11 protein-coding genes are annotated in these 13,764 nt (G+C 72.1%); 3 read left to right on the top strand and 8 right to left on the bottom strand.

The features are described from left to right. Positions 1-241: 241 nt before the first annotated feature. On the top strand, positions 242-1,561 hold the full coding sequence (locus ACEN9J_RS20450) for a hypothetical protein (protein WP_413761914.1): 1,320 nt from the start codon (positions 242-244) through the stop codon (positions 1,559-1,561). Here ACEN9J_RS20450 and ACEN9J_RS20445 read toward each other — a convergent pair. The 3 genes from ACEN9J_RS20445 to ACEN9J_RS20435 all read right to left on the bottom strand — a co-directional run bounded on the left by ACEN9J_RS20445 (position 1,558) and on the right by ACEN9J_RS20435 (position 4,789). Further along, positions 1,558-2,946, bottom strand: coding sequence for a tripartite tricarboxylate transporter permease (locus ACEN9J_RS20445; protein ID WP_261212173.1), 1,389 nt, complete (start codon positions 2,944-2,946; stop codon positions 1,558-1,560). The genes ACEN9J_RS20450 and ACEN9J_RS20445 overlap by 4 nt on opposite strands. Next, complete coding sequence (locus ACEN9J_RS20440) at positions 2,943-3,398, bottom strand: hypothetical protein (RefSeq protein WP_057591784.1); 456 nt, start codon at positions 3,396-3,398, stop codon at positions 2,943-2,945. The genes ACEN9J_RS20445 and ACEN9J_RS20440 overlap by 4 nt, the downstream gene beginning before the upstream one ends. A 101-nt stretch (positions 3,399-3,499) precedes the next feature. After that, positions 3,500-4,789, bottom strand: coding sequence for a hydroxymethylglutaryl-CoA reductase, degradative (locus tag ACEN9J_RS20435; RefSeq protein WP_413761913.1), 1,290 nt, complete (start codon positions 4,787-4,789; stop codon positions 3,500-3,502). A 142-nt stretch (positions 4,790-4,931) separates the two neighbouring features. Here ACEN9J_RS20435 and ACEN9J_RS20430 point away from each other — a divergent pair, with 142 nt between their 5' ends. Next, positions 4,932-6,356 (top strand): PLP-dependent aminotransferase family protein, encoded by a 1,425-nt coding sequence (locus tag ACEN9J_RS20430; protein WP_413761912.1) that lies wholly within the window; start codon positions 4,932-4,934, stop codon positions 6,354-6,356. On the opposite strand, the gene ACEN9J_RS20425 is transcribed toward ACEN9J_RS20430, so the two are convergent. Further along, the gene (locus ACEN9J_RS20425) at positions 6,357-7,883 is read right to left on the bottom strand and encodes a class I adenylate-forming enzyme family protein (RefSeq protein ID WP_413761911.1); all 1,527 of its coding nucleotides are present in this window, start codon (positions 7,881-7,883) and stop codon (positions 6,357-6,359) included. It lies immediately after the preceding gene. A 38-nt stretch (positions 7,884-7,921) separates the two neighbouring features. Continuing rightward, a complete protein-coding gene (locus ACEN9J_RS20420; protein WP_413761910.1) occupies positions 7,922-8,713 on the bottom strand; it encodes a crotonase/enoyl-CoA hydratase family protein in 792 nt (263 codons plus the stop codon). A gap of 79 nt (positions 8,714-8,792) precedes the next feature. Between ACEN9J_RS20420 and ACEN9J_RS20415 the strand changes: the two genes are divergently transcribed. Next, complete coding sequence (locus tag ACEN9J_RS20415) at positions 8,793-9,605, top strand: PaaX family transcriptional regulator (protein ID WP_413761909.1); 813 nt, start codon at positions 8,793-8,795, stop codon at positions 9,603-9,605. A gap of 3 nt (positions 9,606-9,608) precedes the next feature. Here the strand turns inward: ACEN9J_RS20415 and ACEN9J_RS20410 are convergent, their stop codons facing one another. From ACEN9J_RS20410 to ACEN9J_RS20400, 3 genes are all read right to left on the bottom strand, one after another. Beyond that, on the bottom strand, positions 9,609-11,417 hold the full coding sequence (locus ACEN9J_RS20410) for a feruloyl-CoA synthase (protein ID WP_413761908.1): 1,809 nt from the start codon (positions 11,415-11,417) through the stop codon (positions 9,609-9,611). Positions 11,418-11,594: 177 nt separating this feature from the next. Then, entirely contained in the window at positions 11,595-12,542 is a 948-nt protein-coding gene (locus ACEN9J_RS20405; RefSeq protein ID WP_413761907.1) for a 3-hydroxyacyl-CoA dehydrogenase NAD-binding domain-containing protein, read from the bottom strand. Further along, a complete protein-coding gene (locus tag ACEN9J_RS20400) occupies positions 12,539-13,744 on the bottom strand; it encodes an ABC transporter substrate-binding protein (RefSeq protein ID WP_413761906.1) in 1,206 nt (401 codons plus the stop codon). Before ACEN9J_RS20400 ends, ACEN9J_RS20405 begins: the two co-directional genes overlap by 4 nt. Positions 13,745-13,764 lie beyond the last annotated feature (20 nt).

The raw sequence follows: 13,764 nt of genomic DNA, 5'->3' as shown, positions 1-13,764 counted from the left end.
TGCGTCCGCACACGCTAGGAGCGCAACGCCGAGGGGCGGGCTATGGCAAGCTTCCCTCCGGGCTGCTTCGCCAAGGGGCCGTCTGCGGCGTTGCCCGCGCTTGCAAGGCGGACGCCTTGCTGCGCGCGGGCGCCTTGCATCCAGCCCCTTGGCGAAGCAGCGCGACCCCTTCTATAGAGTTAACAGGCCCTGGCGACGGCGGCTGACATCGGCAGTCGCCTAGGCGTGCTAGCTTGCGTGGATGAAACCCCTCTCCCGGCGCGTCCGGTTCTGGCTCGCCGGCTCGGCCCTGGTGCTGCTGGCGGGCGCCCTCGCGCTGTGGGGCGCGGCGCGCTGGCTGCTGCCCAGCGACGCCGAGGTGTCGCAGCGCATCGCCGAGGGCTTCGAGAAGCACTACGGCATCGGCCTCAGGATCGGCGGCGCCCACTGGTCGCTGCTGCCGATGCCGGTGCTGGTGCTGACCGACGTCGCCACCGACCAGCCGCGCCCGGTCACCGTGCACCGCATCGCGCTGCGGCTGCAGCTCGCGCCGCTGTGGAGGCGCGTGGTCGCCGCCGACACGCTCGAGGTCGAGGGCGCGGTGCTGCCGGGCGAGGCGATCCGGGCCTTCCGCGGCCGCGCGCCCGAGACCATCGAGAAAGGCCGGATCGCCCTGCCCGCGCCTTGGACGCTGGCCGAGACGCCGCTCGAGCGGCTGCGCTGGCGCGACGTGCGCTGGATCGACCGGCGCGACATCGAGCTCGCCTACGACGGCCAGATCGACTTCGACCCCGGCTGGCGCCCGCGCCATGCGCTGGCCGAGCGCGCGGGTGCCTCGCCGCCGGCCCGGCTGCGGCTGGACCGCGAGGGCCGCAACGACCGCTGGCAGACCCGCATCGACGTGGCGGGCGGCAGCTGGAACGGCGTCAGCCGCTTCGAGTCGCTGGACAACGGCCGCCTGCGCGTGTCGGCCGAGCTCGTGCCGCGCGATGTCGACATCGAGGCGCTGGTCCAGACCTTCGGGCGCCGCACCTTCGTCGCCGGCAAGCTGCACGGCCAGACCACGCTGACGGCCGAGGCCGACAAGGCCGGCGCCCTGATGCGCGGCCTGCGCACGCGCACCGTGTTCTCGGTCAGCCCGGCCACCCTGACCAAGCTCGACCTCGCCAAGGCCGTGAGCACCGCCGGCATCAGCCGCGGCGGGCGCACCGTGCTCGACGAGCTCAGCGGCACGCTCGACACCGAGGCCACGCCCGACGGCACCGTGCTGCGCTACACCGGCCTCAAGGCGCGCTCGGGCGTGCTCACCGCCAGCGGCAACGTGCGGCTGTTCAACCGGCGCATCCAGGGCGATGCCGCGGTCGACATCGTCGACGGCGTGGTCGGCGTGCCGCTCAAGATCGGCGGCACCATGAGCGATCCCGAGCTCTCGCTGACCGGCGGCGCGCTCGCGGGCGCGGCCGTCGGCAGCGCGGTGCTGCCGGGCGTGGGCACCGCGATCGGCGCGCGCGTGGGGCAGCAGGTGGAGCGGCTGTTCGGGCTCGACGAGCCGCCCGGCTCGAAGAAGAAACCGAAACCCTAGCCGATCGCCTTCAGCACCGCCGGCACCGTCAGCACCGCCGTGTAGTAGCCCATGAACTGCACCCCGGTGTTGAAGCCGATGGCGCGCGACAGCAGCCCGCCGAGCAGGCCCATGGTGAGGATCACGAACAGCCCCAGCAGCTGCCCTTCCCAGACGCTGATCACCACGATCAGGCCGACGAAGGTGGCGATGATCGCCTCGTGGCTGACCTTGCGCGAGACGAACAGCGCCGCGCGGCGCGCGAAGTTCATGGTGAAGGGATAGGCCACCAGCGCCGCGAGGACCACCGCCAGCATGCCGTAGCCCAGGAACTCCCAGTGGCTCAGCAGGTTGTGCAGGTTGTGGGTCTGGCCGGTGGCGGCGTCGATGGTGAACACCGGCGGCGCATTGAACAGCGGCGCGGCCGGCCCCGCGGCCACCGGGCTCAGCGGCAGGCCGATCGCGATCAGCGGGATCAGCGCCTCGGCCACGTAGGTGGCCTCGGTCACGCCATTGCGCGCGGCCAGCGTGGTGGTGAGCCGGTGGTAGGCATGCTTGATGCGCGAGCCGACCAGCTCGCCGAGCACCACCGTCATCGCGACCGGGCTGAACACGAAGGTGGCGCTCGAGATGGTGGCGGTGGCCAGCGTCCACTTCACCTGGCCGCGGTCGAGCACCTTGAAGGGGTTCGGGAAGTAGCCGCTCCAGCCCTTCACGTCGGGCGCCAGCGAGAAGGTGCGCACCTTCTCGCGCGCCATGCGCGCCCTGGCCGTCGGCGACAGCACCGAGAACAGGTCGGCCACCAGCGGCCCGATCGCGATGCCGAGGAAATAGCTGATGCTGAGCTTCACGCCGTACTTGGCGGTCAGCGACTGCAGCGCCACGATCACGATCACGAACGGCACCAGCGTCGCCACCGAGGCCCAGCGCCCGCTCGAGAACCAGGCGATGGCGACCGCCGCCACCACGAAGATCCACGGCGCCGCCTTGGTGATGGCCGCGCCGTAGGGCGCGAGCAGCACCGCGAACAGCACGGCCAGCGGCACCGCGACGAAGGCCGCGATGATCGCGCCCGACACCATCTTGCGCAGCGCGATGTGCGGCACGCCGAGGTTGCGCAGCATGTTGGCGTCCTGCAGCAGCGGCGTGGCCATGGTGTCGCCCGGAATGCCCAGCAGCGCGGTCGGCACCGCATGCGTCATGTGCTTGGCCACCGCGGCCGCGAGGAAGAAGGTGAACACGCCCGCGGGCGGCACGCCCAGCAGCACCACCAGCAGGGTCAGCGGCGCGAGCGTGGTGGTCTCGTCGGTGCCCGACACGAGGCCGATGGCGGCGAACACCACGGCGCCCACGAGGCCCATGCCGGTGGCGACGAGGATCTGGTTCAGCAGTGCGGCGTCGATCACGAGGCGGCTCCTTCGGCGGCGGCGCGGGTGCGCGGGCGGTGGTTGGCGAACAGGTCGTGCAGGCCCAGTTCCTGGAGCTCGCGCAGCGCGGCGGGCGGCAGGTCGCTCATCGCGCCGAGTTCGCCGTGCTCGCCGGCCAGTTCGGCCAGCACCTCCTCGCGCCAGCGCGGATCGGCCGCGCCGCCTTCGACCACCTCGCGCTTGGGCGCGAACAGCAGCGCGCAGATCAGGCCCGCGATCACGCAGCCCGCGAGGCCCGCCAGCATCGCGTAGGCGCGCGCCAGTTCGGGCGAGCGCACGGCGCCCGCGAGCAGGCGGTTGGCCAGCAGGAAGCCGGCCAGGCTCACGGCGATGCCGATCGCGATCGCGCCCGCGAGATGGCGCAGGTCCGCCGTGTCGCCCCAGATTTCCACCAGGCGCCATCGCGCCTGCGTCGTGCCGTTCGGGTTCATTGCTTGTCTCCGTTCTTGCTGGTGTGACGGCACGCGCCCCGCGTGCCGCCGCGGTATCGGCCGCGGTCCGTGGTGCGGGGCCTTCCCGCGATCCGTGAAGTTCAGTTCCTGGCGCGCAGGGCTTCGAGCAGCGCCACCGCGCGATCGGTGCGCACGTCGTGCTCGGTGGCCATCTGTTTGGCGACCGCATCGATCTCGTCGCCCGTGGCACCGGCCACCAGCGCGATGTTTCGCGCATGCAGCGCCATGTGGCCGCGCTGGATGCCCTCGGTGGCGAGCGCGCGCAGCGCGCCGAGGTTCTGCGCCAGGCCCACGGCCACCGCCACCTCGCCGAGCTCCTGCGCCGACTGCACGCCGAGGATCCTGAGCGCCAGCCGCGCCAGCGGATGGGTCTTGGTGGCGCCGCCGACCAGCCCCACGGGCATCGGCATCTCGATGGTGCCGACCAGCGAGCCGTTCTTGTCCTTCTCCCAGGTGGTGAGCGAGCCGTAGCGGCCATGGCGGCAGGCATAGGCATGCGCGCCCGCCTCGACCGCGCGCCAGTCGTTGCCGGTGGCGACGATCACCGGGTCGATGCCGTTCATGATCCCCTTGTTGTGCGTGGCCGCGCGGTAGGGGTCGACGGCCGCGAAGGTGTAGGCGTCGAGCACGCCCTCGACGATCTCCTCGCCGCTGCGCTCGGCGGTCTTCAGCACCTCGGGCGCGAGCCGCACGCGGGCGCGCGCCAGCCGCAGGTCGGCCAGGTTCGAGAGGATACGCAGCCGCACCGTGCCGCCCGTGAGCTGCTCGACCAGCGGCGACACCGCCTCGGCCATGGTGTTGACCGTGTTCGCGCCCATCGCGTCGCGCACGTCGACCACCAGGTGCAGCACCACCATCGCGCCGCGCGGCGTGTCCTCGAACACGTGCACCTCGATGTCGCGGCAGCCGCCGCCCAGGCCGATCAGCACCTTGTCGCGGCTGTTCGCCACCTCGAGGATGCGATCGCGCGCGCGCAGCAGCGCCAGCCGCGCGCCGTGCGGATCGCCCAGGCCCAGCAGCTGGACCTGCGCGCGCATCAGCGGCCCGCTGCTCGAGGCCTCGAAGCCACCGCCCTCGCGCGCCAGCTTGGCCATGAAGGAGGCGGCGGCCACCACCGAGGGCTCCTCCACCGCCATCGGCACCAGGTACTCGCGGCCGTTGACCGTGAAGTTGCCGGCCACGCCCAGCGGCAGCTCGAAGGTGCCGATCACGTTCTCGACCATGCCGTTGGCGCGCTCGATGCCGAGCGCGCCGGGCGCGGCGAGCAGCGCCTTCTCCTCGGGCGTGAGCGCAGCGGCCTGCGCGATGTGATCGAGGCGCTGCGCGGGTGTCAGGGCTCGGAAATTGGGGAGGCGGGCGTCGGCGACCATCGTTCGTGCTTGGGTTCGTGCAAGGGTGGATTCGGAAGCGTGCGAATCTAGGCCCGCTGTACCAGCCTCGGAAGGCACAGTTTCGCGGGACAGTCGGGACAGTGCGGCGCGTCCAGTGCCCGCTGTGTCACAGTCGCCGGTCATGAGCGCACTCTCCCGAAGCGGCCCGCGCGCCGCCCCCATCGCCGATTCGCTCGCCGAGGCCCTCGCGCGCCAGATCGCCAGCGGCGCCTACAAGGCCGGCGACAAGCTGCCCTCGCTGCGCGAGCTCGCGCAACTGCACGGCTATGCCAAGAACACCGTGGTGGCGGCCTTCGAGAACCTGGTCTCGCGCGGCCTGGTCGAGCCGCGCCGCGGCTCGGGCTACTTCGTGCGCGCGCAGCCGAAGCCCGCGGGCGCGAAGCCGCCCGAGGACGATGCCGGCAGCCTGGGCCGCGCGATGGACATCGTGTGGCTGATGCGCGAGCAGCTCAAGACCGAACCCGATGCGGTGGCCGTGGGCGACGGCTTCCCGCCGGTCGAATGGCTGGCCGACGTGCGGCTGGACAAGTACCACCCGAAGGTGGTGCGCACGGGGCTTGGCGCGCTGTTCCGCTACGGCAGCCGCTTCGGCTACGGCCCGCTGCGCGAGCACCTGGTGCGCAAGCTGGCCGACTTCGGCATCGGCGCCGAACCGCGGCAGATCGTGCTCACGCACGGCGCCAACGAGGCCATGGACATCGTCATCCGCTACTTCGTGCCGCCCGGCGGCAAGGTGCTGGTCGACGATCCCGGCTACTACCCGCTGTTCGGCAAGCTCAAGCTCGCGGGCGCGCAGATGCTCGCGGTGCCGCGGCTGGCCGACGGGCCCGACCTCGAGGTGCTCGAGCAGCTGCTGGTGGCCGAGCGGCCGCGCCTGTTCTTCACCCAGTCGCTGGCCCACAACCCGACCGGCTCCGACATCTCGCCGGCCAAGGCCTTCCGCGTGCTGCAGCTGGCGCAGAAGCACGACCTGCTGATCGTCGAGAACGACCCGCTGGCCGACTTCAAGCCCACCGCGCTGCCGCGCCTGGCGGCGCTCGACCAGCTCGAGCGCACCATCTACATCGGCAGCTTCTCCAAGTCCTTCTCGGCCGCGCTGCGCGTGGGCTTCGTCGCCTGCGGCGCCGACCTCGCGAGCGACCTCGCCGACCTCAAGGCGCTGATCCACGTGAGCAGCTCGGAGTACGCCGAGCGCACGGTCGACGTGATCCTCAGCGAGGGCCACTACCAGCGCCACCTGAACCGGCTGCAGAACCGCCTGGGCGAGGCCACGCGCGAGGCGCTGCGCTTCTTCGATTCGGTGGGCGCCGAGGTGTTCGCGCGCAGCCCGCAGTCGCTCTACGTCTGGGCCGCGCTGCCGGGCGTGGCCGACTCGCTGGCCTTCGCCAGGGAGCTGCTGCCGCGGCGCATCGTGATGGCGCCGGGCCGCATCTTCAGCGTCGACTCGACGCAGCTCTCGCGCTGGTCGCGCTTCAACGTCGGCGCCATGGCCGACCCGCGCTTCGCGAAGGCGATGCGCGCCACGCTCAAGCGCGTGGGCGGCTGATCAGCCCCGGTGGCGCTCGCGCAGCGCGCGCCGATCGAGCTTGCCGACCGCTGTCTTCGGAATCTCCTCGGCGAAGATCACGCGCCGCGGCTTCTTGTACGAGGCGAGCCGCCCGGCCACGTGCGCGATCAGCGCCGCCTCGTCGACGGCCTGGCCCGCGCGCGGCACCACCACCGCCGTGACCACCTCCACCCACTTCTCGTGCGGCAGGCCGATCACCGCGCATTCGCGCACCGCGGGGTGCGTCATCAGCGCATCCTCGACCTCGCGCGGGTAGACGTTGTAGCCGCCGCTGATGATCATGTCGGAGGTGCGGTCCTTCAGGTGCAGGAAGCCGCGCGCGTCGAACACGCCGACGTCGCGCGTGCGCACCCAGCCGCCCGCGACGAAGGTCTCGGCATTGAGCGCGGGCGCATCGTGGTAGCCCGCCACGGCCGAGGGCGCGCGCACCGCGATCTCGCCCGGCGTGCCGGCGGGTACCTCGTTGCCGGCCTCGTCGACCAGGCGCATCTCGACCTCGAGCGCGGGCTGGCCGCAGGCGCCCAGCAGTTCGTCGACATGGTCCTCGGGCCGCAGCACCGCGAGGCACAGCGGCACCTCGGTCTGGCCGTAGTACTGCCAGAAGCGGTGCCGGCCCCAGGCAGCCATCGCGCGCTGGATCACGCTGCGCGGCATCGGCGAGGCGCCGTAGATCACGTAGCGCAGCGCGCTCACGTCGGTGGCCGCCAGCTCCGGGTGCTCGAACAGCATCTGCAGCATGGTCGGCACCAGGTTGATCGCCGTGATGCGCTCGGCCTGCAGCGTGCGCAGGAACAGGCCCGGCTCGAAGCCCGGCAGGATCACGGTGCGGCCGCCGCGCAGCCAGAACGGCAGCACGAACACGCCGCTGGCATGGATCAGCGAGGCCGCGTGCAGCATCGCGTCCTCGGGCGTGGCGTTCAGCAGGTTCAGCAGCACGTTGCGGCAGATCGCCGCGTACGAGGCCTGCGTGTGCTGCGCGGCCTTCAGCGTGCCGGTAGTGCCCGAGGTGAAGAGCGTGAGCACCACGTCGTCGGGCGAAGGCTCGAAGTCGGGCGCCGTGGCGGGCAGCGTCGCCGCCCGCGGCAGCAGGTCGGGCGCGCCCTCGAGCGCCGCGCCGAGGCCCAGGCAGGCCAGGCCCGGTGCCGCCTCGCGCAGCGCCGCCGCGCGCTCGGCCAGGTCGGGGCCGAACACCAGGTGGGTGCAGCCGGTGTCGGCCAGCATGCGCGCATGCTCGGCCAGCGAGAGCCGCGCATTGAGCGGCACGCGGTTGATGCCGGCCTTCACGCAGGCGAAGTCCAGCGGCACGCTGTGCAGGCCGTTGTTGAGCAGCAGCGCCACGCGCGTGCGCGGCGCCGCGCCGGCCGCGTGCAGCGCCTGCGCGAGCCGGCTGCTGAGCTGGTCGACCTCGGTGAAGCTCAGGCTGCGTTCGCCGAACACGATGGCGGTGCGCGGGCCGTGCTGCAGCGCGCCGCGGCGGATCAGTTCGAGGTAGGTGGTTTGGTGCAAGTCCGTGTCTCCTGTGTGTTCTTCGGGTGGGGGCGCGCTCAGCGCCCGAACTCGCCGTGCCGGCCCGCGCCGCCCCCGAAGCCCGCGGCGCCCGCCTCGCCCTCGGCCGCGACGATCGGCACGCCGCGCGCGCCCTCGCGGCGCAGCGCCTCGGCCAGCGGCAGGTCCCATTGCTCGAAGGCCGAGCGGCGGTCGGCCAGCATGCATTGCTGCGGGAAGGCGGCGATCTGGCGCGCCAGCTCCTGCGCCGCGGCCAGCGCGCCGCCGGGCGGCACGACGCGGTTCGCGAGGCCCATGGCCAGTGCCTCGGCCGCGCCCACGGGGCGGCCGGTCAGGATCATGTCGAGCGCGCGGCCCATGCCCACCAGCCGCGGCAGCCGCACCGTGCCGCCGTCGATCAGCGGCACGCCCCAGCGGCGGCAGAACACGCCGAACACCGCGTCCTCGTCGGCCACGCGCAGGTCGGCCAAGAGCGCGAGCTCGAGCCCGCCCGCCACCGCGTAGCCGTTGATCGCGGCGATCAGCGGCTTGGACAGCGCCATGCGCGTGGGCCCCATCGGTCCGCTGCCGCCGCCCTCGGGGTCGAGCTCGTTGCGCCGCGCGGGGTCGCCGACGGCCGTGAGGTCGGCGCCGGCGCAGAAGTGGCCGCCCGCGCCGGTCAGCACCGCCACGCGCAGGGCGTCGTCGGCCTCGAAGCGCTCGAAGGCCGCGCGCAGCTCGGCGGCCACCGCGCCGTCGACCGCGTTGCGCCGAGCAGGCCGGTCGATGGTGACGGTCAGGATGGCGCCATCGGATTCGGCGCGTACACAGGGGGTTTGTTCGGATGCCATGGACGGGCTCCTTCGGACACAAAATTACGGAATGGATCGGTCCCGGTCATCGTAGGAAACATTTCATCATTTCGCAAACATGGACAAGATATGTAATGTCTCCGTCAGCCTGCCGAGCGCGCCCGACCTGATCCTCGACCTGCTGGTGGCCGACGGCGGCACGCTGAGTTCGCACGCGCTGTGCCGCGCGGGCGCGTTGCTGGGCATCGGCGAGACCACGATGCGCGTGGGCCTCACGCGGCTCGCGGCCGAGGGCAAGATCGCGCGCGGCGAGCGCGGCAACTACCGGCTCGAGCGCGAGGGCCCGGCGCTGTCGCGCGCGGTCGACGGCTGGCTGCACAAGCAGGCGCAGGCCGTCGGCTGGCGCGGCGACTGGCTGGCCGTGCACGACGCCGGCGTGGCGCGCGCCGACAAGACCGCCTGGCGCCGCCACGGCCTCGCGCTCTCGCTGCGCGGCTTCGAGCCGCTGCGGCCCGGCCTGCAGATCCGGCCCGACAACCTGGCGGGCGGCCTCGAGGCCGAGCGCCGCAAGCTCAAGGAACTGGGGCTCTCGCCGGGCGCGCCGGTGTTCCGGCTCGCCGACCTCGACGAGGCGGCGCAGGCGAGCGCGCGCCGGCTGTGGGACGTGCGCGCGCTGGCCGCGCAATGCCGCCGCCTGCAGGCCGGCCTCGAGCGCAGCGAGCAGCGGCTGCGCACGCGGCCGCTCGAAACGGCCGTGCGCGAGTCGCTGCTGCTGGGCCGCGCGGTCATCGCGCACCTGATCCGCGATCCGCTGCTGCCGGCCGAGCTGATGCCGCCCGAGCCGCGCGCCGAGCTGCTCGCGGTCACGCGCCGCTACCAGGATACGGCGCGGCAGCTGTGGCGGCAGTGGCTGGCGCTGCCGGTGGCCTGAAGCTCAGGCCAGTCGCACCACCTGCGCATCCTCCGGCGCGCGCGCATGCAGCCGCTGCACGTCGCTCGCGCGCCGCACCAACACCGCGCGCTGGTTGATGTAGCCCTTGTCGGTGATCTCGCCCGCATCGAGGCTCGGCGGCTCGCTCAGCACCAGCGCGCAGGCCGGGCACTGCGAGGAGCCCGCGCCCTCCGCGCGCAGGGCGCGCAGCACGCCCGCGATGCGCTCGGCCAGCGCCTCGGGCGCGAGCGCCGCGCCCTGCGGGCTCGCGAACACCAGCATGCCGATCTCGTCGCGGTCGTGGCCCGTGAGCACCACGTCCTGCGCATGCGGCGCCAGCAGCGACACCAGCTTCACGCGCAGCGTGCCCACCGAGACCCAGGTGCCGGTCGAGAGCTTGAAGTCCTCGGCCACGCGGCCGTTGAAGATCACGCCGCGCACCGGATCGGCGGGGTCGGCCAGGAAGCCCGCGTCGCCGAGCCGGTAGTAGCCCTCTTCGTCGAAGGCCTGCGCGGTCTCGCGCGGCGCGCCACGGTAGCCGGGGAACACCGACACGCCCTTCACGCGCATTTCGAGCTTCTCGCCGTTGGGCACGAACTTCAGCTCCAGCCCCGGCAGCGGCGCGCCGATGCAGCCCGCGCCATCGAGCTTCCAGTGCGCCGAGGTGATCGCGGGCGAGGTCTCGGTGGCGCCCCAGGAGGTGGTGAGCCACAGCGGCCGGTCGGGCCGCACGCGCCGCGCCACCGCCTCGAGCCGCTGCCAGGTCGAGGGCGCGAGCGCCGCGGCCGCGTAGAAGGCCAGCCGCAGGCGCGAAAACACTTCGGTGGCGAGCGCGTCGTCGGCCTCGAGGAAGGGCAGCAGCATGTCGTAGCCGCGCGGCACGTTGAACAGCAGCGTGGGCTTGACCTCGCGCAGGTTGCGCACCGTCTTCTCGATCAGGCCCGGCGCGGGCCGGCCCTCGTCGATGTAGAGCGCGCCGCCGTTCGCCAGCACCATGTTCAGGTCGTGGTTGGCGCCGAAGGTGTGGCTCCAGGGCAGCCAGTCGACCAGCACCGGCTTCTCGTGCGCGAGGAAGCGCCAGGTCTGGGCCATCATCTGCTGGTTGGCGCACAGCATGCGGTGGGTGTTGATCACCACCTTGGGTTTGCCGGTCGAACCCGAGGTCAGCAGGTACTTGGCATGGGTGTCGGGCAGCACCGCCTCGAAGGCCTGCATCACGGCGGGCGTCTCGGCGCTGGCGAGCAGCCGCGCGAAGGCCAGCGCGCCGGGGTGCGCGTCGGCGTTGCGGCTGAACACCGCGACCGCCTCCACGCCGCTGCCCGCGAGCGCGGCGCCGTAGGCCCTGGCGTCCGATGCATAGACCAGCCCCGGCCGCAGCGCGCGCAGCATCTCGTGCAGCCGCGAGGGATCCTTGGCCATGCGCGAATAGGCGCTCGACAGCGAGCAGGCCGCACGGCCGATGTGCATCGTGGCCAGCATCAGCACCGCGTGGTCGATCGCGTTGTCCGACAGGATCACGACCGGCGCGTCGGCCGGCAGGTCGAGGTCGAGCAGGCCCTGCGCCACCGCGCCGACGGCCTGGCGCAGCGCGCGGTAGTCGAGCCGGCGCCAGTCCGCGCCGCTGTCGTCGCGCTCGGCGAAGGCCAGCGCATCGGGCGTCTCGCGCGCCCAGCGCTCGATCCATTCGCCGATGCAGCGCGCATAGGGCTTCAGCGCCTGCGGCGAGCGCAGCGCGAAGGAGCCGTCGTCGAAGTCGATGCGCACCGTGCGGGGCGGAGCGATGAGGTTTTCGTCTTGCAGGAAGTCAGTCATCTCGGTGATCTGTTGCGCTGAGGGGCGGCTGCCGAAAGCGGGAGCGGACTTCCGGACGCAGAGGACGCGAAGGTCTCGCGAAAGACGCAGAAGGAATTCAGAAAAAATCTTTGGATTTCTCTTTCGCGTTCTTCGCGAAACCTTCGCGTCCTCTGCGTCCGGCTGTTGGTGTTCGTTTCAATCCAGTGTGCCGGTGCCGGCCTTGGCGCGAATCAGGTTCAACAGCAGGGTGTCGCGCGCGGCCTCGAGCTCGGCCGTGCGGCGCGCGCCCAGTTCCTGCGCCACGCCCTCGCTCACCTGCGCTTTCAGCGCCGGCGTCATCGACGGCGCGCCCAGGTCCCGCCACCAGTCCTCGATCGGCCCGCCGAGGTGCGCGAGCACGTGCGCGATGCCGCCCGCGCCGCCCGACAGGTGCAGGTTCATGAACGGTCCCATCACGGCCCAGCGCAGGCCCGGGCCATGCGCGATCGCGGTGTCGATGTCGGCCACCGAGGCCACGCCCTGCTCGACCAGGTGGAAGGCCTCGCGCCACAGCGCGGCCTGCAGCCGGTTCGCGATGTGGCCCTTGACCTCGCGCTTCACGTGGATCGGCCGCTTGCCGATGGCCGCGTAGAAGGCCATGGTGCGCTCGATGGCGTCGGCCGAGGTGAGCTCGCCGCCGATCACCTCCACCAGCGGGATCAGGTGCGGCGGGTTGAACGGATGGCCCAGCACCACGCGGTCCGGATGCGCGCAGCCCGACTGCACGCCGCTGATCGCCAGGCCCGAGGAGCTCGAGGCCAGGATCGCGTCGGGCGGCGCGGCCGCGTCCATGCGGCGGAACAGCTCGATCTTGAAGTCCATGCGCTCGGGGCCGTTCTCCTGCACGAAGTCGGCCACGGAGACCGCGTCTTCCAGGCTGTCGTGGAAGCGCAGCCGGTCGACCGAGGCGCCCGCGGCCAGCCCGAAGCGCTCGAGCGTGGGCCAGTGCTGCGCCACCGCCTGGCGCAGTCTTTCTTCGGCGCCCGGCGAGGGATCGGTCGCGTTGACGTCGAGGCCCTGCGCGAGGAAGTAGGCGGTCCAGCTCGCGCCGATCACGCCGGTGCCGACCACCGCGACGCGCCGTACGCCGTGCGCCGCGCTCATGACTTCCACCGCGCGCAGCGGCTCTCGGCCTTGGTCGTCCAGGCGGCCTCGCCGCGGATCGCTTCCACCACCTTGTAGTAGTCCCAGGGCTCCTTCGATTCCTCGGGCGACTTCACCTGCATCAGGTGCATGTCGTGCACCATCAGGCCGTCGTCGCGCAGCCAGCCGCCCTTGACGAACATGTCGTCGAACTTCGTCTTGCGCAGCTGCGCCATCACCTTGTCGGCATCGTCGCTGCCCGCGGCCTTCACGGCCTGCAGGTACTGCAGCGCGGCCGAGTAGTCGCCGGCATGGAAGGAGGAGGGCATGCGCTTGTGCTTGTCGAAGAAGCGGCGCGCCCAGGTGCGTGCCTCGGGGCTCTGGTTCCAGTACCAGCTGTCGGTCAGGTACATGCCCTGCGAGGCCTTCAGGCCCAGTGCATGCACGTCGTTGATGGTGATGATCATGCCGGCCAGCTTCATGTTCTTGCCGATGCCGAACTCGGCCGCCGACTTGATCGCGTTGACCGTGTCGCCGCCCGCGTTGGCCAGCGCCAGCACCTGCGCCTTCGAGCTCTGCGCCTGCAGCATGAACGACGAGAAGTCGCTCGCGCCCAGCGGGTGCTTGACCGAGCCCGCCACCGTGCCGCCGTTCGCCAGCACCGTCTTGGTCGCGTCGTTCTGCAGCGCGGCGCCGAAGGCGTAGTCGGCCGCCACGAAGTACCAGCTCTTGCCGCCGGCCTTGACCACCGCGCTCGCGGTGCCGCGCGCCATCGCCACCGTGTCGTAGGCGTAGTGCACCGTGTAGGGCGAGCAGTACTCGTTGGTGAGGCTCGACGCGCCCGAGCCCACCACGAAGTAGGGCTTCTTCTTGTCCGCCGCCACGCCGGCCATGGCGATGGCCGCGCCCGAGTTGACGCCGCCGATCAGCATGTCGACCTTCTGCACGTCGAACCATTCGCGCGCCTTGGCGGCGGCGATGTCGGGCTTGTTCTGGTGGTCGGCCGTCACCAGCTCGATCTTCTTGCCGCCGATGGCGCCGCCCATGTCGGCGATCGCCATGCGGATGGCCTCGGCGCCGGCCGGGCCGTCGTAGTCGCGGTACAGGCCCGACATGTCGCTGATGAAGCCGATGCGGATCGTGTCGTCGGACACCTGGGCCGATGCGCTTGCGGAAAAGGCGGCGCCGAGCGCGAGGGCCAGGGCGGTGCGGGAAAGCTTCATTCGATCTGTCTCCGTTCGTT

It is taken from the genome of Variovorax sp. Varisp41 (genome assembly GCF_047325085.1).
In the GTDB taxonomy this organism is placed as follows: Bacteria; Pseudomonadota; Gammaproteobacteria; order Burkholderiales; family Burkholderiaceae_C; genus Variovorax.
This window is presented reverse-complemented; position numbering and strand designations above follow the sequence as displayed.

Bases quoted from the DNA above. Each gene is read 5' to 3' on its own strand.
- ACEN9J_RS20440 (WP_057591784.1), bottom strand. From the start codon at position 3,398: ATGAACCCGAACGGCACGACGCAGGCGCGATGGCGCCTGGTGGAAATC.
- ACEN9J_RS20400 (WP_413761906.1), bottom strand. From the start codon at position 13,744: ATGAAGCTTTCCCGCACCGCCCTGGCCCTCGCGCTCGGCGCCGCCTTT.
- ACEN9J_RS20415 (WP_413761909.1), top strand. From the start codon at position 8,793: ATGGACAAGATATGTAATGTCTCCGTCAGCCTGCCGAGCGCGCCCGAC.
- ACEN9J_RS20450 (WP_413761914.1), top strand. From the start codon at position 242: ATGAAACCCCTCTCCCGGCGCGTCCGGTTCTGGCTCGCCGGCTCGGCC.
- ACEN9J_RS20405 (WP_413761907.1), bottom strand. From the start codon at position 12,542: ATGAGCGCGGCGCACGGCGTACGGCGCGTCGCGGTGGTCGGCACCGGC.
- ACEN9J_RS20430 (WP_413761912.1), top strand. From the start codon at position 4,932: ATGAGCGCACTCTCCCGAAGCGGCCCGCGCGCCGCCCCCATCGCCGAT.
- ACEN9J_RS20410 (WP_413761908.1), bottom strand. From the start codon at position 11,417: ATGACTGACTTCCTGCAAGACGAAAACCTCATCGCTCCGCCCCGCACG.
- ACEN9J_RS20420 (WP_413761910.1), bottom strand. From the start codon at position 8,713: ATGGCATCCGAACAAACCCCCTGTGTACGCGCCGAATCCGATGGCGCC.
- ACEN9J_RS20435 (WP_413761913.1), bottom strand. From the start codon at position 4,789: ATGGTCGCCGACGCCCGCCTCCCCAATTTCCGAGCCCTGACACCCGCG.